Raw genomic sequence first — 20,134 nt, forward strand, 5'->3', positions numbered from 1 at the left:
AAGGGGTCCGTCCACGGGCCCTGGGTATGCTCGCCAACACGCGTACAGAGATCGCGGACGAACCGGAGGAAGGAGAGGACCGTGCCCGAGCATGCGAGTGAGGTGACAGCGGCGGGGATCGCCAGGCTGGCAGGCGTCGGAAGGGCCGCCGTCAGCAACTGGCGCCGGCGCCACGACGACTTTCCCCGGCCGGTCGGCGGGACGGACACCAGTCCCACCTACGAGCTGCCCGCCGTCGAGCGCTGGCTCCGCGAGCAGGGCAAGCTCCCCTTTGTGCCGCTGCACGAGCGGCTCTGGCAGCGGGCCGACAGCCATCCCGAGGGGGTGCCCGCCGCCTTGCGCATCGCGGGATCCCTGCTGATGATCATGCAGGGCGACCCCGCGATCTCCGTCAGCTACAGCGCCGCGACCGACGACGAGCTCGCCGCCAGGCTGCCGGCCGAGATGGAGACGGCGCTGGCGGCACGATTCGGCCCCGAGCACCCGGTGCGGCTGCCGGACAGCCTCGACGACGCCGTGCCGCTGCTGCGCACGACCGCGAAATTCGCGGAGGACACCGGCCCGGCCCAGACCTACGAGTTCCTGTTCGGCCGCTACCTGGACGCGAACCCGCGACACTTCACCCTCACTCCGCAAGGCCCTGCCGAACTGATGGCCGCGCTCGCCGGCGAAGGCCCTGGCCGGGTGCTCGACCCCGCCTGCGGCAGCGGGGCCCTGCTGCGCGCCGCCTCTCCCACCGAGTCCGTGCACGCGCAGGAGATCGACTCCGAGCTCGCCTCGCTCACCGCGCTGCGGCTGGCGATGGCCACCGACCCGGCCGTCCGCGTCCGGGTCGGATCAGGGGACAGCCTGCGGGACGACGCCTTCCGCGAGCTGGTCGTCGACACCGTGCTCTGCCATCCCCCGTTCAACGATCGGAACTGGGGGCACGACGAGCTGGGTTACGACCCGCGCTGGGAGTACGGATTCCCGGCCCGCACCGAATCGGAGCTGGCCTGGCTCCAGCATTCGCTGGCCCACGTGCGGGACGGCGGCACCGTGGTGATGCTCATGCCGCCCGCCGCCGCGTCCCGCCGCTCCGGCCGCCGGGTCCGTGCCGACCTGCTGCGCCGCGGTGCGCTGCGCGCGGTCGTGGCGCTGCCCGCGGGAGCGGCGCCGCCGCACGGACTCCCGCTCCATCTGTGGGTGCTGCGCAAACCGGACCCCGAGCAGCGGCCCCCGGGAGAGCTGCTGGTGTTCGACACGGCCGGGATACCGGGACACGGTGCGGAGAAAGCGCCCTGGTACGCCGTCAGCGCCGCGGTCCTCGACGCCTGGACTGCCTTCGACCGGCACGGGTCGGTTCCCGACCGCCCCGGGGTCAACCGCACGCTGCCCGTCATCGAACTGCTCGACGACGACGTGGACGTGACGCCCGCACGGCATCTGCCGCCGCCCACCGCGGAAGGCGGCGCGGCCGCGCTGGAATCCGTGCGGGACCGGCTGGCGATGACCCTGCGGCGCACGGCGGAGATAGCCCCCGCCCCTCCGGCGGCCGGCGAGCCCGCCCGCTGGCCGACCACCACCGTCGGCGAACTGGCCAGGGCCGGCGCCCTGCTGATGCGGGCCGGCGGCGGCGGCACCGCCGGCGCGGACGGCTCCGCCGCCGCCCACGCCGTGCTGACCGAGCACGACGTGGTCGCCGGCAGCGGTCCGACCGGCCTGCTCCCGCCGAGCCGGCCGGACGGCTCCGCCGAGGAGCCGGTGCTCGTCGAGGAGGGCGACGTGGTGGTGCCGATCCTCGGCGGCGGCGCGGTGGCCAGAGTGGTGGAGGGTGCCTCGGCCGGCGCGGCGCTGGGCCGCAACGTGTACGTGCTGCGCCCGGACGCCGCTGCCCTCGACCCGTGGTTCCTCGCCGGATTCCTGCGCGGCACCGCCAACAACCGCCAGGCCAGCAGCTTCGCCTCGACCTCCACCCGGCTCGACGTGCGCCGCCTCCAGGTGCCACGGCTGCCACTGGCCGACCAGCGGCGGTACGGCGAGCGCTTCCGGACCCTGGCGGCCTTCGAGGAGACGCTGCGTCAGGCGACCCAGCTCGGCGACCAGCTCGTCCAGGGCCTCTACGACGGGCTGACCGACGGGACGGTGCGGCCCGGATAGTTGTCCACAGGCCGTCGAAGAACCGGCGCCGCCTGTCTGTTGTGGCCGATACGCTCTCGACTAGTCACCCGCTTCGACGACCAGGAGCACCAGATGTACGGCCCCGGCATCGCCCCGCCGCAGCCCCGCCCCGCCGGTCAGGCGGCGGCGATCTGGCTGCGCGTGCTCTTCACCGCACTGCCGGTGCTGTCGATCGGCTTCCTCGCCTGGGGCTCGCTGCTGAGGCTGGCCCTCGTGCGGCGGCACCCGCTGGACTGGGCGCTGATGGTGTTCGACATCGTCGCGATCATCGTCGGCTACCTCCTGATCGGGTTGGCCCACGACAACACCGACAGCTGGCAGTCCAACGTGGGCACGCTCACCGTGCTGGTGTGCATGTTCGGCACCCCCGCCTACTTCCTCGTCATGGACATCAGGCGCGGGAACACCCGGCCGGCCGGCTACGGGGCGCCCACCGGCTATCCGCCGAATCCGTATGCGAGCGGGTACGGCCCGATGCCCGGACCGGTGCACACGGGCCCGGTGCACGGTGGCATACCCGAGTCCACGCAGATGCCCAGCCGGACCGGGATGCCGAACCGGACGCCGATGCCCCCGCAGAGTCCGGCGCCCGCCCAGCCGCCGGCGCCGCGGATCAACCAGGTGCGGGCCGAGCTGGACGAGTTGAGCGACTATCTGCGCAAGGAGGAGGGCCGGTGATCGGTCGGCTCATCGCCGGCCGGTACGAACTGGCCACCGTCATCGGGCAGGGCGGTATGGGCCAGGTGTGGACCGCCTACGACCGGCGGCTGGACCGTCGGGTGGCGGTGAAGCTGCTGCGGCCCGACAAGGTCGCCGGCGGGGCGGACGCGGGCGAGCTGCGCCGGCGGTTCGACCGGGAGTGCCGGGTCACCGCCCAGGTCGACCACCCGGGTCTGGTGACGGTCCATGACGCGGGGGCGGACGGCGACGAGCTGTATCTGGTGATGCAGTACGTGGAGGGCGCCGACCTCGGCGACCATCTCGCCGAGCACGAGCCCTATCCGTGGCCGTGGGCCGTGGGGGTGGCGGCGCAGCTGTGCGCCGTGCTGTCGGCGGTCCACGCGGTGCCGATAGTCCACCGCGACCTCAAGCCGCGCAATGTGATGGTCCGGCCGGACGGCACCCTCACCGTGCTCGACCTGGGTGTGGCGTCGGTGATGGACACCGACACGACCCGGCTGACGCACACCGGTTCGCCGATCGGCAGCCCGGCGTACATGGCGCCGGAGCAGGCGATGGGCGGCGCGGTCGGGCCGCGCACCGACCTGTACGCGCTCGGCGTGCTGCTGCACGAACTGCTGAGCGGCAACGTCCCGTTCGCGGGCACCACGGCGCTCGGGGTGCTGCACCGGCATCTGTACGAGGCGCCCGTGCCGCTGCGCCAGCTGCGTCCCGAAGTGCCGGATCCGCTGGAGTCGCTGGTGCTGCGGCTGCTGGCCAAGGACCCGCAGCACCGGCCCGCCGGCGCTCAGGACGTCTACCGCGAACTGGCCGCGCTGCTGCCGCCGCCTGGGTCCGCGCACCGGGCACCGGGCCCGCTCGACCCGACGCGGCCCTTCCTGCGGCCCCAGGCGCCCTGGCCGGACCATGTCGCGGCGCCGGCTGCCGCCGTGCCCGCGCCGCCGCCCCCGCAGCCGGCTCACGCGCCGAAGGGCGCCGACCTGGCCACGGCCGTCGACGAGGTGAAGCGGCTGCTGGACGCGGGCCGGATCACCCAGGCCGTCGACCTGCTCGGCGGCATCATCCCGGCCGCCGCGGAGAAGCACGGCGAGCACTCGCCGGTCCTGCGCGCCCTGCGCAAGCAGTATGCGGCGACGCTGATGGAGGACGGGCAGTACCGCAGGGCGCTGCCCGAACTGCGGCGGCTGTCGGACGAGTTCGCCTCGCAGTACGGGGGCGCCGACCGCCAGGCGCTGCAGTTCCGCTACGAGGCGGCGCAGTGCCTGGAGCACCTCGGCGACCCCAGGGCCGCGCTGGCCGAATACCGGGTGCTGCTCCCGTACTTCGAGCAGTACGCCGGCACCAGCCCCGGCACACCGCTGGACATCCGCCGCAGGACCGCCCACCTGCTGCTGTCCGTCGGCGACCGGGCCGCCGCGCGCGACGTCCTCACCCGGCTCCTCTACGACGCGGGCCGTGTGCACGGCCCGCACCACCCCTTCCCCGCCGAGATCCGCAGGACGCTGGCCTGGCTCGGCCAGGTCCAGGGCTAGGACCAGGGCCGGCTCCCGGGCGCGGGCAGGGCTCCAGGTCAGTCGCGGCGCAGCACCACGTAGCCGCCGGCGTCGGCGACCAGTGAGTAGCGGGCCTGCGGATGCAGTTGGTCGGCGTAGCCGACCGGGTCCTGCAGCCAGTCCGAGCGGTTCTCGAAGGCCAGGTAGTCCGGTGCCAGGCTGCCGGTCTGGCCGACCCAATAGACGGTGGTGCGCCGCACCAGGCGGCTGAGGGGGCCGACGTTCGCCTCCACCGTGGCGCCGTTCGGGATCTCGGCGAGCGCCCGCTTGGCCGCCCTGGTGGGGCCGTCGACCTGATACGCGGCCCGGTGGGTCAGGTCGGCCACCGGCAGTTGGGTGCTCAGGGCGAGCGCGGCGCCCAGCATCACCGCCGGCAGCGCGCGGACGGAGGAGCGCAGCCAGGGCGGCGTCCGGCGGCCGGGTCCGGCGGCGCCGATCGCCGCGGCGCGGTCCACCGCGGCGAGGAAGACCACCGGCATGAGCACGGCGTTGTAGTGCCAGGCCGTGCCCCAGTTCTCCGGGTAGTACGACAGGAAGCGCCAGCCGAGCGTCGGCAGCGCGACGAGCAGCAGCGGCGAGCGCAGCGCGAGCAGGCCGCCGGCCGGCAGCAGCATCCACAGCACCGTGCGCAGCGCGGTGACCGGCGGGACGTGGGTGGTGAGCGTGCCGTCGCCGTTGATGTGGTTCAGCGCGTCGTAGCCGGCGCCGTGGAAGGCCGGGATGAGCCAGCTGACCTCCCACGCCGAAGCGACGGCCCCGAAGGCGGCAAGGCTCAGCGCCCAGGTGCGCACGGCGCCGCCGCCCTTCGGGCCGCGGATCGTGTCGCCGCCGGCCCGCAGCCACACCACCGCGCCGATCATCGCGACCGCCGCGCCCATGTCCTCCTTGACCAGCACCAGCGGCACCGCCCACCCCATGGCCGTGCGCCAGCGCCGTCGCAGCACGGCCGCCAGCGAGAAGGCGAGCAGCGGCACGGCGAAGGCGATCTCGTGGAAGTCGAAGTCGACCGCACGCTGCACCCCCCAGGACAGCCCGTAGGCGGCCCCCACCGCCACCCCGCGTCCACGGCCGAGCAGACGGCCCGCGGTGCGCGTCACGGGTACGACGGAGAGCGCGAACAGCACTGCCTGCGCCAGCAGCAGGGTCGCCGGGGTCGGGAAGAGCCGGTAGAAAGGTGCGATCAGTGCGGTGATCGGGCTGAAGTGGTCGCCGAGCACGTTGAAGCCCGGCCCCTTGAGGTCGGCGACGGGGGCGTGCAGACGGGCGTAGCCGCGTACGGCCTGCTCGAAGATGCCCAGGTCCCAGGACATCGTCTCCATCCGGCGGTAGCGCGACAGCGACAGTGCCGCGTAGAGGGCGAGGAAGCCCGTGGCGAGCAGCCACGGGTCGAGCCAGGCCGGCAGCCACCGCCGCCGGCGTGGGGGCACCGCGACCGCCGCCGCCTCGCGCACAGGTGCGGGCGTGGCAATGTGCCGCGCCTTGGACTCCTGGGCCGGCAGTACGGCCTCCGCACTGTCCCTGTCGCCGTCCATGCGCGGGTCCTCCTTCGCGTCGGCCGCCCCGCCGTACTTCACGGCTTGACCGTTTCGCCCTGATTCAGGGTGTTACCAGCTTGGCGATGACGACGGCCGGTGCCGACCGCGGCGCGCCGACAGCGGTCCCGTCGTCGCAGTCCGCGGTAGGAGCGGCACCGCGGGAGCCGTACTCTCCGCCGAAGGGGGAAGGCAGTTGACGAACTGTTCTTCCGCTCATCGCACCCTCGGCGCACCCGGCAGGCCGGCCCGCCGACCCACCCGACCGGCCCCGGGGCTCCCGGACGATTTTTGAGAGGCGCAGATGGCGCAGACGGCGTACAAGAACACCGGGACCGCCCGCACCCTGGTCTGCACGGCGGCTCTCGCGGTCGCCCTGGGCGGCACCCTGGCGGGCTGCAAGGACCCGACGGTCGGCGCGGGTACCGGCAGCGCCACACCGCCGGGCGCGGGCGCCCCGAGCGGCCACGGCGGCAAGGGAAGCGCCCTCGCCGCGGTCGGCGGGCTGACGGTGAAGGGCCGGGCGCCCAAGACCGGTTACACGCGGGACAGGTTCGGCCCTGCGTGGGCCGACACCGACCACAACCACTGCGACACCCGTGACGACATACTCAAACGCGATCTGCGCCAGACGTCGTTCCGCGACGGGGCCAAGAAGTGCATCGTGACCTCGGGCACCCTCGCCGACCCGTACACCGGCAAGCGGATCACCTACACCCGCGGGGCGAGCAAGGTCGACATCGACCACGCCGTCGCCCTTTCCGACGCCTGGCAGAAGGGCGCCGCGCAGTGGACGGACGGCAAGCGGGAGGATTTCGCCAACGACCCGCTCAACCTGCTGGCTGTCGACTCGTCGACCAACCGCCGCAAGAGCGACGGCGACACCGCGACCTGGCTGCCGCCGAACGCCGCCTACCGCTGTGCCTATGTGGCGCGCCAGGTGGCGGTCAAGAGGAAGTACGGCGTGTGGGTGACCTCCGCGGAAAGGGACGCCATGCGCAAGGTCCTCAACGGCTGCCCCGGCGAGCCGCTGCCGACCGGCTGATCCGCCTCCCCGGTCCGGGCGCCGACCGCTCCGGCACGGCTTCTTGCGCGGCTGTTGCGGATCCTGTTCGGCGTAGTGCTGGATATCGGCGCCCCGGGATCAATATCCTCGTGCTCGATCATCACATCAGCATCGTGAGGCTTGTTCCCTGCCGGGAGGCACCCATGGTCCGCCGCCGCACCGCCGTCTCGATCACCGCAGCCGCGCTGCTGCTGGCATCGCCCGCCCTCACCGCGTGCGGGTCGGGTCCGGCGCAGCCAGGTGCCGCGGCCGTGGTCGGCGGCCAGCGGATCACCGTGTCCACGTTGCAGAACAAGGTCAACGAGGTACGGGCGGCGCAGGCCTCCTCGCCGCAGGCCGACCAGCTGGTCTCGGCGGGCGGCAAGCTCTCGACCCAGACGCTGAGCATGCTGGTGCAGAACACCGTCATCGAGCGGGCCGCCTCGGACGCCGGGGTGCGGGTCAGCGACGGCGAGGTGCAGCAGCAGCACGCGGCCGCGCTGCAGCAGTTCGGCGGCAGCGAGCAGGCGCTGGACGCGGCACTGCTCCAGCAGTACGACATCGTCCCGTCCGGCGCCGACAGCTTCTTCCGTACGAACGCGCTGGTCGGCAAGCTGATCGTGAGCCTGGGCTTCCAGCCGGGCAGCGACGGCGGGCAGAGCGCGATCGTCAGCGCCATCGCCAAGACCGCGGACCGCCTGGGCGTGAAGGTCAACCCGCGGTACGGCGCCTGGGACGCGAAGAAGGCCATCATCGGCGACGCCACCGACCCGTGGGTGGTCACCAGGACGCCGAGCCAGGCGGCGCCGGCGGCGTGACGCCGTTGTCCGACCGTCGCGGTACGTTCGAGGTGTGAACGACGTCGACGACACCGCGGGCGGCCCCGGCCGGCTGATCCTGCTCACCACCAGCCACCGGGTCGCCCCCGGGCAGCTGTCCTGGCCGGCGTGGCAGACGCTGCGCGCCGCCGACCGGGTGCTGTGCGCGGACCCCGACCACCCGCACCTGCCGTTCCTGCGCGAGGCGGGCGTCGGCGTCGAAGTGGCGGCGCCCACCGGCCGGGAGCTGGCCGAGGCGACATCCGGCGGCCGTACGGTCGTCTACCTGCCGGCGGGCGGCGGCGAGGGCGACCGGTCCGTCACCGACGAGCTGGCCGCGCTCGGCGGCTCCGGGCGGGTCGCGATGCCCGACCTGGAGCTGCTGCCCGGGTCCTACGACCTGCCGGGCGCGCGGCTGCTGGACCTGGTGCAGGTGATGGACCGGATCAGGGCCGAGTGCCCGTGGAGCAGCCTGCGCACCCACGAGGACCTGGCCAAATACGGCATCGAGGAGATGTACGAGCTGGTCGAGGCGATCGAGGAGGGCGACCGGGAGGCGGTGCGCGAGGAATTGGGCGACGTGCTGCTCCAGGTGGTCTTCCACGCGGCGATCGCCGAGGACGACCCGGACGAGCCGTTCGGGATCGACGACGTGGCCGCGGGCCTGGTCGCCAAGCTCGTCCACCGGCACCCGCACATCTTCGGCGACGAGGTGGCCGAGACGCCCGAGCAGGTGCGGGCCAACTGGACACGGCTCAAGGGTGTCGAGAAGGCCCGCGACTCGGTCACCGACGGTGTCCCGCTCGCATCCCCCGCGCTGGCCCTGGCGGCCAAGCTCGCCGGCCGCGCGAGGGAGGCGGGCCTGCCGCTGCCGGTCACTCCGCCGGCCCCGCTCTACGACGACGAGACCGCCCTCGGTGACCACCTGCTGGCCGAGGCCGCCACGGCCCAGTCGGCCGGCATCGACCCGGAAGCGGCGCTGCGGCACGCGGCACGCCGCTATCGCGCGGCCATACGCGAGGCGGAGGCCGGCGCCGGGAGCGGTGGCGGCCAAGGGGCGGGGGCGGCCGGGGACGACGAGCCGGAGCGGTAGGCCGGTTCACGTACGGTCGGGGGATGACCGACCCCGCCGCCACGCCCGAGCTGTTCACCTGGGAGTTCGCCACCGACCCCTACCCGGCATACGCCTGGCTGCGCGAGCACGCCCCGGTGCACCGCACGACGCTGCCCAGCGGCGTCGAGGCCTGGCTGGTCACGCGGTACGCCGACGCCCGTGAGGCGCTGGCGGACCCGAGGCTGAGCAAGAACCCGGTGCATCACGCGGAGTCGCCGGGAGCGCGCGGGAAGACCGGCATTCCGGGCGAGCGCAGCGCGGACCTGATGACGCATCTGCTCAACATCGACCCGCCCGACCACACCAGGCTGCGCCGTCTGGTGTCGAAGGCCTTCACCCCGCGCCGGGTGGCCGGCTTCGGGGAGCGGGTGCAGCAGCTGACGGACCGTTTCGTGGACGGCTTCGCGGCCCGCGGCGAGGCGGACCTGATCCACGAGTTCGCCTTTCCGCTGCCCATCTACGCGATCTGCGACCTGCTGGGCGTGCCCGCCGAGGACCAGGACGACTTCAGGGACTGGGCCGGGATGATGATCCGCCATGGTGGCGGCCCGCGCGGCGGGGTGGCGCGCTCGGTCAAGCGGATGCGCGCGTATCTGGTCGAGCTGATCCACCGTAAGCGCGCCGAGCCGGCCGCGGCCGGCGGCGCGGACGGCGGGGCGCCCGACGACCTGATCTCCGGCCTGATCAGGGCGAGCGACCACGGCGAGCACCTGACGGAGAACGAGGCCGCGGCGATGGCCTTCATCCTGCTCTTCGCCGGCTTCGAGACGACGGTCAACCTGATCGGCAACGGGATGCACACCCTGCTGACACACCCGGGCCCCCGCGCGGAGTTGCAGGCGTCCCTCGCCGCAGGCGAGACGGCCCTGCTGGAGACGGCGGTCGAGGAACTGCTCCGCCATGACGGTCCCGTGGAGCTGGCGACCTGGCGTTACGCGACCACCGCGCTGACCGTGGGCGGCCAGCCGATCGCGGCCGGGGACCCGGTTCTTGTGGTGCTTGCCGCCGCCGACCGCGATCCCGCGCGCTTCTCCGCGCCGGACTCCGTAAACCTCGCACGGGCGGACAATCCACATCTGGGCTACGGACACGGCATCCACTACTGCCTCGGCGCGCCGCTGGCCCGGCTGGAGGCGAGGACCGCACTGGCGACGCTGCTCACCCGGCTGCCGGATCTGCGGCTCGCCGCCGATCCCGGCGATCTGCGCTGGCGCGGCGGTCTGATCATGCGGGGGCTGCGGACACTGCCGGTGGCCTTCACCCCCGAGGCGGGGCAGAGGAACTGACCGCGTGTCACCGGCGTGACCCCTACGTGATGCGCGCTACATCGACTTGTGATCCGCTGGCCAACACCGCTACGTTCTGCGGTCAACGCGAGGCACGTACGGCTCGCGGGACGCGCCGGTCCCCTCGGTGCGCGGCAGATGCCGGTGACGGCGGCCGCGCCGGGCGCGTAAGGCTGTGAAGAAAGGCGACCGCATGCTCTCGTCAGGGAACGGCAGGCACCGACGCCCCCGCCAGGCCCCCGCGGCCATGGTGACGGTCGCGGCGACCGGCGCCGGACTCGCGCTGCCCCTGCTGGGCGCGGGTGCCGCGCACGCCGCGGACGCCGGCACCTGGGACAGGGTCGCGATGTGCGAGAGCGGCGGCATGTGGAACGCCGACACGCACAACGGTTTCTACGGCGGCCTCGCCATCACCCAGGACACCTGGAGCCAGTACGGCGGCACGGCCTACGCCCCGCGACCCGACATGGCCACCAGGGCGCAGCAGATAACCGTGGCCGAGAAGGTGCTGGCCGACCTCGGTCCCGACGCCTGGCCCGGCTGCGACAAGACCACCGGACTGGTCGGGGACACCCGGAAGCCGGACGTCGACCCGGGCAGCACCGCGCCCACCACCGTCACGCCGCCGCCCGCCACCCCGGCCGACCCGGGCACGCCGGCGACACCGACCACGCCGGGCACGCCCGCGGACACCGGCACGCCCGCCGCCACCCCGACGACTCCGGCCACGCCCACCGCTCCCGGCAAGCCGACCACGCCGACGACGGCGCCCACGACCCCCGCGCCGCCGGCCGCGGGCACGCCGACCGACCCCGGCGCGGGCACGTCGACGCCGCCCCCCGCGGACCCCGGCACACCCACCCAGAGCGTCCCTCCCGCCGCCTCGACGGCTCCCACGGCCCCCAGTACGCCCGCGGACGGGGGCGGCCGCCACGCGCGCCCGTACAGCCCCTCCGACGAGGCGCTGGCCGTGGCCGACCGGGCGAGCCGTACCGAAACCACCGGGGTCACCGCGAAGGCCTCGGATGCCAACGACCCTGGCAACACCGGCAATACGGACACGGCGCCGGATACGGTTCCGGGTACGTACAAGGTCGGCGCGGGTGACTCCCTGTCCGGGATCGCGGCCGACCAGGATGTCGCGGGTGGCTGGGCTCGGCTCTACGACGCCAACCACCAAGTGATCGGCGACAATCCAAACCTCATCAAACCCGGACAGATCCTCGATCTCGGTTGAGCCGTGACGCTCGCGGAGTCGAAATCCCGTGCCGCGCAAGCCTGGTGACAAAACGGACGTAGGGTATTTCCGTGCCGTGCGGCGATGTGACAAGGCTCTCGCCGAACCTGTGACCGGTTGCTCGCTCCCTGCTGAAATCCGGCCCTCCGACCTGCGGGTTCTCCCACTCCCCGAATCCCTGACGGCAGTTGGCGCCCGAAACGCGAGTGTTTGTTCAACGGGGGCCGGTGTGCTTAACGTCTAAGCGCTCGCCACAGCGGGCCCCGTCGGAGCGGAACGCCGAGTCCTGCCGCCGCACGACGGGAACAGTCGACGCGAGAGCGCCGCAGGCAGGAGCGGGGGACCCACGGTCTTCCGCCGGACCAGAGGCATTGCGCCGCGCAGCACGGACAGCACCGCTGCCACGCGCACGCCACCGGTCCGGCTCGGGGTGAAGCCGGGTATCCGCGTCCTTTTCGCGGTGCCGGCCGGGCAACTCACGTCCGAACCCGACAGCTGACCTCGTAGGCGTCGGTGAGGGACACACACATGGGTAAGCACCGTCGTGCCTCAAAGATGGTCCGATTCGCCACGTTCGCCGGTGTCGCCGGTACCGCCATCGCCGTACCGCTGATCGGCGCCACGTCCTCCTCGGCCGCCTCCGTGGCGACCTGGGACGCCGTCGCCCAGTGCGAGTCCGGTGGCAACTGGTCGATCAACACCGGCAACGGCTACTACGGCGGCCTGCAGTTCTCGCAGTCCAGCTGGGAAGCGGCCGGCGGCCTGAAGTACGCCTCCCGCGCCGACCTGGCCACCAAGGACCAGCAGATCGCGGTCGCCGAGAAGCTGCTCGCACTCCAGGGCCCCGGCGCCTGGTCCTGCGCCTCGGCCGGCGGCCTGACCGCGGGCGGCCCGTCGCCCGACGTCAACCCCGGCGGCTCGTCCTCCTCGGCGAGCACCTCCACGCCCGCCAAGAAGACCACCCCGGCGAAGAGCACCCCGGCCAAGGCCGCCGCCAAGCCCGCCAAGCACAGCGCCACGGACTGGCAGCGGAACGCCGGCCGCAAGGGTGACTACACCGTCGTTGCCGGCGACACCCTGTCGCGCATCGCGAAGAGCCACCACGTCGCCGGCGGCTGGCACAAGCTCTTCGAGCTCAACAAGGACACCGTCAAGGACGCCAACCTGATCTACCCGGGCGAGCACCTGCACCTGGGCTGACCGCCCGGCACACCCTCGCCGGACCGGCCGGGTACGCGGCATGCCCCCGGGCGCCGCGTACCCGGCCGGTTTTCCGTCTCAGGGGCCGGGCCGGGAACCGGCGCGGGGGCCCCGGGCGGTTAGGCTCGTCCCGGAAAAGACGAGAAGACATCATCTGAAGGAGACAACGTGCCGTCCATCGACGTCGTCGTAGCCCGGGAAATCCTCGACTCGCGAGGCAACCCCACCGTCGAGGTCGAGGTCGGCCTCGATGACGGCAGCACGGGCCGCGCCGCAGTGCCCTCCGGCGCTTCCACCGGCGCCTTCGAGGCCCTCGAACTCCGCGACGGCGACAAGAACCGCTACCAGGGCAAGGGCGTCGAGAAGGCCGTCCTCGCCGTCATCGAGCAGATCGGCCCCGAGCTGGTCGGCTACGACGCCACCGAGCAGCGGCTCATCGACCAGGCGATGTTCGACCTGGACGCCACCCCCGACAAGTCCTCGCTCGGCGCCAACGCCATCCTCGGCGTGTCGCTGGCGGTCGCGCACGCCGCCTCCGAGGCCTCCGACCTCCCGCTGTTCCGCTACCTCGGCGGACCGAACGCCCATGTGCTGCCGGTCCCGATGATGAACATCCTCAACGGCGGGTCGCACGCGGACTCCAACGTCGACATCCAGGAGTTCATGATCGCGCCGATCGGCGCGGAGTCCTTCTCCGAGGCACTGCGCTGGGGCGCCGAGGTCTACCACACGCTCAAGGGCGTGCTCAAGACCCGCGGCCTGTCCACGGGTCTGGGCGACGAGGGCGGTTTCGCGCCGAATCTCGGCTCCAACCGCGACGCGCTCGACCTGATCATCGAAGCGATCAAGCAGGCCGGCTACGCTCCCGGCCAGGACATCGCGCTCGCCCTGGACGTGGCCGCCTCCGAGTTCTACAAGGACGGCAAGTACCAGTTCGAGGGCGGCGAGAAGTCGGCCGCCGAGATGACCGAGTACTACGAGGAGCTGGTCGCCGCCTACCCGCTGGTGTCCATCGAGGACCCGCTGTTCGAGGACGACTGGGCCGGCTGGAAGGTGCTGACCGACAAGCTCGGCGCCAAGGTGCAGATCGTCGGCGACGACCTGTTCGTCACCAACCCGGAGCGCCTGCAGAAGGGCATCGACAACGCCACGGCCAACGCGCTGCTGGTGAAGGTCAACCAGATCGGTTCGCTCACCGAGACCCTGGACGCGGTCGAGCTGGCCCAGCGCAACGGCTACAAGTGCATGATGTCGCACCGCTCCGGCGAGACCGAGGACGTCACCATCGCCGACCTGGCCGTCGCCACCAACTGCGGCCAGATCAAGACCGGCGCCCCGGCCCGCTCCGAGCGCGTCGCCAAGTACAACCAGCTGCTGCGCATCGAGGAGATCCTCGACGACGCGGCGGTCTACGCCGGCCGCAGCGCCTTCCCGCGCTTCAAGGGCTGACATCGCGGGCGCACGCCCCTGACGTCCGTACGTCCCCGCACCGGTTCCGTACCGTGGGCGGGGACGTACCGGCGTACGGACGGGCGGGGCAGTATGTTCGGTCCGGTAGGACGTACGTACGTTCTGCGGGACGTATGAGGGGAGCGACGGCGTGGGGTCCGAACGGTTCTCCACCGCGGCCAGGCTCAAGGCCATCGGGCAGGAGGCGCACGCGCGGGTCTACCGTGCCGCGGCGGCCCGGCGCCCGGCCCGCCGCAACAAGCTCACCGGACGGGCGGCGCTGCTGGCCCTGGTGCTGTGCGCCCTGGTGATCGCCCTCGCCTATCCGATGCGGCAGTACATTGCGCAGCGTTCCGACATCGCCGACCAGCGCCGCGAGGCGCAGCAGGCGAAGCAGAAGGTCGAGGAACTGCGCGAGCAGAAGGCCCGCTGGCAGGACCCGGAGTACGTCCGCACCCAGGCCCGCAAGCAGCTGCACTATGTGATGCCGGGTGAGGACGGGTACTCCGTGGCGAATCCCACGCCGACCGCCGGCACATCGGGCACCCGGCACAAGAGCGCCGGCAGTCCCGGTGACGGCGGCGGCCAGGCAGCCGCGGCGGCCCACCGCCCCTGGTACGCGAACCTGTGGGACGGCGTGGACCATGCCGACGCCGCAGCACCGCCGCGGCGCTGACGCCTCCGGACCGCCGCCGGCCGCGAGGCCGGCGCACAGACCCCCACAGACGGCCACGAGACACAGAACGGCACATGAACTCCTCCCAGCCCCATCCCGTCCCCGCCACCCCCGCGGACGCCGCCGCCGTCCGGGCGCAGCTCGGCCGCCCGCCGCGGGGCCTGCGCGCGGTCGCGCACCGCTGCCCGTGTGGCAATCCCGACGTGGTCGAAACCCAGCCCCGGCTGGAGGACGGCACGCCCTTCCCGACGCTGTACTACCTGACGTGCCCGCGGGCCGCCTCCGCGATCGGCACGCTGGAGGCCGACGGGGTGATGAAGACCATGACCGCGCGCCTGGCCGAGGACCCGGACCTGGCGGCGGCCTACCGTGCCGCGCACGAGGACTACATCGCCCGCCGGGACGCTGTCGAGGTGCTCGACGGCTTTCCCAGCGCGGGCGGCATGCCCGACCGGGTGAAGTGCCTGCACGTGCTGGTCGGCCACTCCCTGGCCGCCGGTCCCGGCGTCAACCCGCTGGGTGACGAGGCGCTGGCGATGCTGCCCGACTGGTGGGCCAAGGGGCCGTGCGTCCCGTTGCAGCAGGAGGCGGCGGGCACCGGCGCGGCCGGTCCCGCCGACGGGACCGGCCCGAGCGAGGAGACCTCATGACCACCCGTGTGGCCGCCGTCGACTGCGGCACCAACTCCATCCGGCTGCTGGTCGCCGACGTGGACCCGGCGACCGGCGAGCTGAAGGACCTGGACCGGCGGATGCGGATCGTCCGGCTCGGCCAGGGCGTGGACCGCACCGGGCGGCTGGCGCCGGAGGCGCTGGAGCGCACCTTCGCCGCCTGCCGCGAATACGCCGAGGTGATCCGGCGGTACGGCGTCCCGGCGTCCCGTATCCGCTTCGTGGCCACGTCCGCGTCGCGCGACGCGGAGAATCGCGACGACTTCGTGCGTGGTGTGGTGGACCTGCTGGGCGTCGAGCCGGTGGTGATCACCGGCGACCAGGAGGCGGAGCTGTCCTACACCGGCGCCACCCGTGAACTGACCGGGGAGCACGGCCTGCTGACGCCGTATCTGGTGGTCGACATCGGCGGCGGCTCGACCGAGTTCGTGCTCGGCTCCGATTCGGTGACGGCGGCGCGGTCGGTCGACATCGGCTGCGTCAGGTTGACGGAGCGTCACATCGTGCGGGACGGTCGGCCGGTGGACCCGCCGACGCCCGAGATCGTCGCCACGATGACCGCAGACATCGACGCGGCCCTTGCCGAGGCGTCCCGCACCGTGCCGATGGACCGTGCCCGTACGCTGGTCGGCCTGGCCGGCTCGGTCACCACGGTCGCCGCCGTCGCGCTGGACCTGCCCGCGTACGACCCGCTGGCCATTCACCACGCCAGGATCAGCCTCGCCCAGGTCAGGGCGGTCACCGAGCGGCTGCTCGCGGCCACCCACGACGAGCGCGCGGCCATCCCGGTCATGCACGAGGGCCGGGTCGACGTGATCGGCGCGGGCGCTCTGATCCTGCTGCGGATCATGGAGCACACTGGTGCCGGGGAGGTCGTGGTGAGCGAGCACGACATCCTCGACGGCATCGCCTTCGCCGCGGCCGGCGGGTCCACGGAGAAAGCTTTGTGAAACTCTTCACATGAAGTTCCCGTTCCGCGGCCCGATTTTCCAAGGCGTGAGCCCGCGGGACCCGGGGAATCCTTGGCCGCGGTGTGTTTCGGTGGTGTGACAAGGGCCCCGCCGACCGTTGAACACCGCGCGATTCGTGCTGATCAGCGCCCGGTGCAAGGTTGCCGAGCGCGGTGCGGCGGGTGCGGGGCACGTCGTGCCTGGTCGCGAAACCGGGCAGGGTAGCACAGGGTGTCCAGGTCCTTGTGAAGGGGCTCACGAGGTACCCCCCCGCAGGTGTTGGATACTCGATGCATGAGCACCACGGAGCGTCCACGGATCCTCGTAGTAGGCGGCGGTTACGTCGGCCTGTACGCGGCGCGTCGCATCATGAAGAAGATGCGGTACGGCGAGGCGACCGTCACGGTCGTCGACCCGCGCTCGTACATGACGTACCAGCCCTTCCTTCCCGAGACGGCAGCAGGCAGCATCTCCCCGCGTCACGTCGTCGTCCCGCTGCGGCGCGTGCTGCCCGGGGCCGAGGTGCTGACCGGGCGGGTCGTCGACATCGACCAGGACCGCAAGGTCGCCACGGTCGAGCCGCTGGTCGGCGAGTCCTACCAGCTTCCCTTCGACTACCTGGTGATGGCGCTCGGCGCGGTCTCCCGGACCTTCCCGATCCCCGGCCTGGCCGAGAACGGGATCGGCATGAAGGGTGTCGAGGAGGCGATCGGCCTGCGCAACCACGTGCTGGAGCAGCTGGACAAGGCCGACTCCACGACCGACGAGGACATCCGCCGCAAGGCGCTGACCTTCGTCTTCGTCGGCGGTGGCTTCGCGGGTGCGGAGACCATCGGCGAGGTGGAGGACATGGCGCGCGACGCGGCCAAGTACTACCCGAACGTGAAGCGCGAGGACATGCGCTTCATCCTGGTCGACGCCGCCGACAAGATCCTTCCCGAGGTCGGGCCGCAGCTGGGCAAGTGGGGCCTGGAACACCTCCAGGAGCGCGGTATCGAGGTCTACCTCAACACCTCGATGAAGTCCTGCGTGGACAAGCACGTGGTGCTCGCCAACGGCCTTGAGGTCGACGCCTCCACCCTCGTGTGGACGGCGGGCGTGAAGCCGAACCCGGCTCTGGCGAAGTTCGGCCTGCCGCTCGGCCCGCGCGGCCACGTGGACACCGCCCCGACGCTCCAGGTGCGCGGCACCGACTACATCTGGGCCGCGGGCGACAACGCCCAGATCCCCGACCTCGCCGCGGGCGAGGGCGCCTGGTGCCCGCCGAACGCCCAGCACGCGCTGCGCCAGGCCAAGGTGCTCGGCGACAACGTGATCTCCCGGCTGCGCGGCTTCCCGCAGCAGGAGTACAAGCACGCCAACAAGGGTGCGGTCGCCGGGCTCGGGCTGCACAAGGGCGTGGCGATGATCGTGGTCGGCAAGGCCAAGATCAAGGTCAAGGGCCGCCTGGCCTGGTACATGCACCGCGGCTACCACGGCATGGCGGTGCCGACCTGGAACCGCAAGATCCGGGTCTTCGCCGACTGGACCCTGGGGATGTTCCTCAAGCGCGAGGTCGTCTCGCTCGGCGCCATCGAGAACCCCCGCGAGGAGTTCTACGAGGCAGCCCGACCGGCCCCGGCCCCGGCCGTCGTCCAGCAGCCGAAGGCCGCCGAGACCGAGAAGGCCGGCGCGGCCTGACCCGCCACGCGGCGCAGGCCGCACCGTGCACAACGCCGTAAGGGCGCCCGCCATCCGTGGTGCGGGCGCCCTTACGGCGTCCTGGCACCCGGTGGCAACCGCCGTCCGAGCGAAGTGCGTGTATCCGCAATGTAGATTCACGGGCCAACGGCGGTTTTCAGTCGTAGGCTCAGAAGCATGGCTGACGCGGCTTATCGCATTTTCGAGCTCGCCGAACACGCCCTCTCCAGACCGTTCCCGCTGCGCGTGCGCGCCTGGGACGGCAGCGAGGCCGGGCCGCCCGGCGCACCTGTCCTGGTGTTCCGCCGGCGCCGCGCCTTGCGCCGGCTGCTGTGGCGGCCCGGCGAACTGGGCCTGGCCCGCGGCTGGGTGGCCGGCGACCTCACGGTGGACGGTGATCTCTACGAGGTCCTCGACCGGATGTCCGGGCTGCTGTGGGGGCGCGACGAGCCGGACCCGGCGGCCGGCGGCGTCGTGCGGACCGCCCGCCGCCTCGCGGACCTGGTGCGCGATCCCGGCAGCTACCGCCTGGTCCGCGAGGCCCTGGCGCTGGCAGGTCCGGGACTGCCGCCCCCGCCGCCGCCCGAGGAGGTGCGCCGGCGCTCCGGCATCGCCCACACCAAGCGCCGCGACAAGGCGGCCATCGCCCACCACTACGACGTCGGCAACGACTTCTACGCGCTGCTCCTCGGACCGAGCATGGTCTATTCGTGCGCTGTGTGGCCGGGAGAGGACACCACACTTGAAGCCGCGCAATATGCCAAGCTCGACCTGGTGTGCCGCAAGCTGAGCCTGCGCGAGGGGCAGCGGCTGCTGGACGTCGGCTGCGGCTGGGGCTCGATGGTGCTGCACGCGGCAGAGCACTACGGCGTCCACGCCACCGGCATCACCCTGTCCGCGGAGCAGGCCGCCTTCGCCCGCAAGCGCGTCGCGGAGGCCGGGCTGAGCGGCCGGGTCGACATCCGGGTGCAGGACTACCGCGACGTCGACGACGGCCCCTATGACGCGATCTCGTCCATCGGCATGGCCGAGCACGTCGGCAGCGAGCGGTACCTGGAGTACGCGCGCACGCTGTACGGCCTGCTGCGGCCCGGTGGGCGGCTGCTCAACCACCAGATCGCGCGGCGGCCGATGCGCGACGAGGAGGCGTACCGCGTCGACGACTTCATCGACCGCTACGTCTTCCCCGACGGTGAACTCGCCCCGGTCGGCGCGACCGTCGCCCGGCTGGAGGACGCCGGCTTCGAGGTGCGGGACATGGAGGCGCTGCGCGAGCACTACGGGCGCACCCTGCGCGCCTGGGTGTCCAACCTGGAGGCGCACTGGGCCGAGGCCGCGCGCGCGGCCACCGTCGGCAGGGCCAGGGTCTGGCAGCTCTACATGGCGGCGTCCGCGCTGTCCTTCGAGCGCAACCGGATCGGCGTCAACCAGGTGCTCGCGGTACGCACGGACGCGGACGGCACGTCCGCCATGCCGCCGACCCGCCGCGGCTGGCTGTTCTAGGCGGCGCCGGCCGGACGGGACGCGCCTGACAGGACCCAGCCGAGGCGCGTGGCCGGGACGCGCCACCGGGAGGGCTGTGTTGGCGCGTTTGCGGTGGTTGGGGGAGCGATTTCACGTCACTTGCGCGGGGCAACTGTGGACGCGGTGTTGACGTCCTGGACAGCCTGACTTGTCCTTTGAAGAGGCTGATGCGACGTCAGTAACCCCTAAAATAAGACAACATGACAACTGAGGCGCCCTGTTCGGATCCGCCGTCCCCGATACGCTTTTCTCTGCGCCCCGCCGGCCCGGATGGTGGAACGCAGACACGGCGAGCTTAAACCTCGCTGCCCCGTCGTGGGCGTGCCGGTTCAAGTCCGGCTCCGGGCACCTCACCCCAGGGTGGTAGGTCCGCGAGAAGGGCGGGAAGGGCGCGTGGCGCCCCCGAACGCCGGGCGACGCGGCACCCTGTGGCAGCACCGGCTTTCCCGCACCATATGCACCGCACGCACCGCACGGCGTCCTGTGGCGCCCGTGCTCCGGCATGCCACGGTCGGCCGTTCTCGGCCGGCCGCACGGCCCCGCGGGCGGGTTGCGGAA

General features: G+C 72.5%; 16 protein-coding genes, 1 tRNA gene and 1 riboswitch. Of the genes, 16 read left to right on the forward strand and 1 reads right to left on the reverse strand.

From position 1 onward, the window contains the following. Window positions 1-81 precede the first annotated feature (81 nt). The 3 genes from BUE44_RS13965 to BUE44_RS13975 all read left to right on the forward strand — a co-directional run bounded on the left by BUE44_RS13965 (window position 82) and on the right by BUE44_RS13975 (window position 4,373). Window positions 82-2,139 (forward strand): N-6 DNA methylase, encoded by a 2,058-nt coding sequence (locus BUE44_RS13965; RefSeq protein ID WP_235002133.1) that lies wholly within the window; start codon window positions 82-84, stop codon window positions 2,137-2,139. 93 nt (window positions 2,140-2,232) lie between these two features. After that, on the forward strand, window positions 2,233-2,838 hold the full coding sequence (locus tag BUE44_RS13970) for a hypothetical protein (protein WP_073497888.1): 606 nt from the start codon (window positions 2,233-2,235) through the stop codon (window positions 2,836-2,838). Beyond that, entirely contained in the window at window positions 2,835-4,373 is a 1,539-nt protein-coding gene (locus BUE44_RS13975) for a serine/threonine-protein kinase (RefSeq protein WP_073497890.1), read from the forward strand. Before BUE44_RS13970 ends, BUE44_RS13975 begins: the two co-directional genes overlap by 4 nt. 38 nt (window positions 4,374-4,411) lie before the next feature. Here the strand turns inward: BUE44_RS13975 and BUE44_RS13980 are convergent, their stop codons facing one another. Next, complete coding sequence (locus BUE44_RS13980; protein ID WP_079189722.1) at window positions 4,412-5,926, reverse strand: DUF2079 domain-containing protein; 1,515 nt, start codon at window positions 5,924-5,926, stop codon at window positions 4,412-4,414. Window positions 5,927-6,230: 304 nt separating this feature from the next. On the opposite strand from BUE44_RS13980, the gene BUE44_RS13985 reads away from it, so the two are divergent. From BUE44_RS13985 to BUE44_RS14045, 13 genes are all read left to right on the forward strand, one after another. Beyond that, on the forward strand, window positions 6,231-6,971 hold the full coding sequence (locus BUE44_RS13985) for an HNH endonuclease family protein (RefSeq protein WP_073497892.1): 741 nt from the start codon (window positions 6,231-6,233) through the stop codon (window positions 6,969-6,971). A 164-nt stretch (window positions 6,972-7,135) separates the two neighbouring features. Then, window positions 7,136-7,789 (forward strand): SurA N-terminal domain-containing protein, encoded by a 654-nt coding sequence (locus BUE44_RS13990; RefSeq protein WP_073497895.1) that lies wholly within the window; start codon window positions 7,136-7,138, stop codon window positions 7,787-7,789. A 34-nt stretch (window positions 7,790-7,823) separates the two neighbouring features. Next, window positions 7,824-8,882: a nucleoside triphosphate pyrophosphohydrolase gene (locus BUE44_RS13995; protein WP_073497897.1), complete on the forward strand. Its 1,059-nt coding sequence runs from the start codon at window positions 7,824-7,826 to the stop codon at window positions 8,880-8,882. 23 nt (window positions 8,883-8,905) lie between these two features. After that, window positions 8,906-10,189, forward strand: coding sequence for a cytochrome P450 family protein (locus BUE44_RS14000; RefSeq protein WP_073497899.1), 1,284 nt, complete (start codon window positions 8,906-8,908; stop codon window positions 10,187-10,189). Window positions 10,190-10,382: 193 nt separating this feature from the next. Continuing rightward, window positions 10,383-11,426 carry a transglycosylase family protein gene (locus tag BUE44_RS39525; RefSeq protein WP_073497902.1) on the forward strand — a complete coding sequence of 348 codons (1,044 nt, stop codon included), beginning with the start codon at window positions 10,383-10,385 and terminating at the stop codon, window positions 11,424-11,426. A 311-nt stretch (window positions 11,427-11,737) separates the two neighbouring features. Next, window positions 11,738-11,951, forward strand: a riboswitch (cyclic di-AMP (ydaO/yuaA leader). A gap of 3 nt (window positions 11,952-11,954) precedes the next feature. Then, a complete protein-coding gene (locus BUE44_RS14010) occupies window positions 11,955-12,626 on the forward strand; it encodes a transglycosylase family protein (RefSeq protein WP_073497904.1) in 672 nt (223 codons plus the stop codon). A gap of 168 nt (window positions 12,627-12,794) precedes the next feature. Continuing rightward, window positions 12,795-14,075: a phosphopyruvate hydratase gene (gene eno, locus BUE44_RS14015; RefSeq protein ID WP_073497906.1), complete on the forward strand. Its 1,281-nt coding sequence runs from the start codon at window positions 12,795-12,797 to the stop codon at window positions 14,073-14,075. Between the two features lie 151 nt (window positions 14,076-14,226). Continuing rightward, a complete protein-coding gene (locus BUE44_RS14020) occupies window positions 14,227-14,751 on the forward strand; it encodes an FtsB family cell division protein (protein WP_073497908.1) in 525 nt (174 codons plus the stop codon). Window positions 14,752-14,825: 74 nt separating this feature from the next. Next, on the forward strand, window positions 14,826-15,401 hold the full coding sequence (locus tag BUE44_RS14025) for a DUF501 domain-containing protein (protein WP_073497910.1): 576 nt from the start codon (window positions 14,826-14,828) through the stop codon (window positions 15,399-15,401). Then, a complete protein-coding gene (locus BUE44_RS14030) occupies window positions 15,398-16,372 on the forward strand; it encodes a Ppx/GppA phosphatase family protein (RefSeq protein WP_073497912.1) in 975 nt (324 codons plus the stop codon). The genes BUE44_RS14025 and BUE44_RS14030 overlap by 4 nt, the downstream gene beginning before the upstream one ends. Before the next feature lie 294 nt (window positions 16,373-16,666). Further along, complete coding sequence (locus tag BUE44_RS14035) at window positions 16,667-18,052, forward strand: NAD(P)/FAD-dependent oxidoreductase (RefSeq protein WP_073497914.1); 1,386 nt, start codon at window positions 16,667-16,669, stop codon at window positions 18,050-18,052. 177 nt (window positions 18,053-18,229) lie between these two features. Beyond that, complete coding sequence (locus BUE44_RS14040) at window positions 18,230-19,555, forward strand: SAM-dependent methyltransferase (RefSeq protein WP_073497916.1); 1,326 nt, start codon at window positions 18,230-18,232, stop codon at window positions 19,553-19,555. 285 nt (window positions 19,556-19,840) lie between these two features. Continuing rightward, window positions 19,841-19,924, forward strand: a tRNA-Leu gene (locus BUE44_RS14045). The last annotated feature ends 210 nt before the right edge of the window (window positions 19,925-20,134 follow it).

The sequence above is a fragment of the Actinacidiphila paucisporea genome (assembly GCF_900142575.1).
Classification (GTDB): Bacteria; Actinomycetota; Actinomycetes; order Streptomycetales; family Streptomycetaceae; genus Actinacidiphila; species Actinacidiphila paucisporea.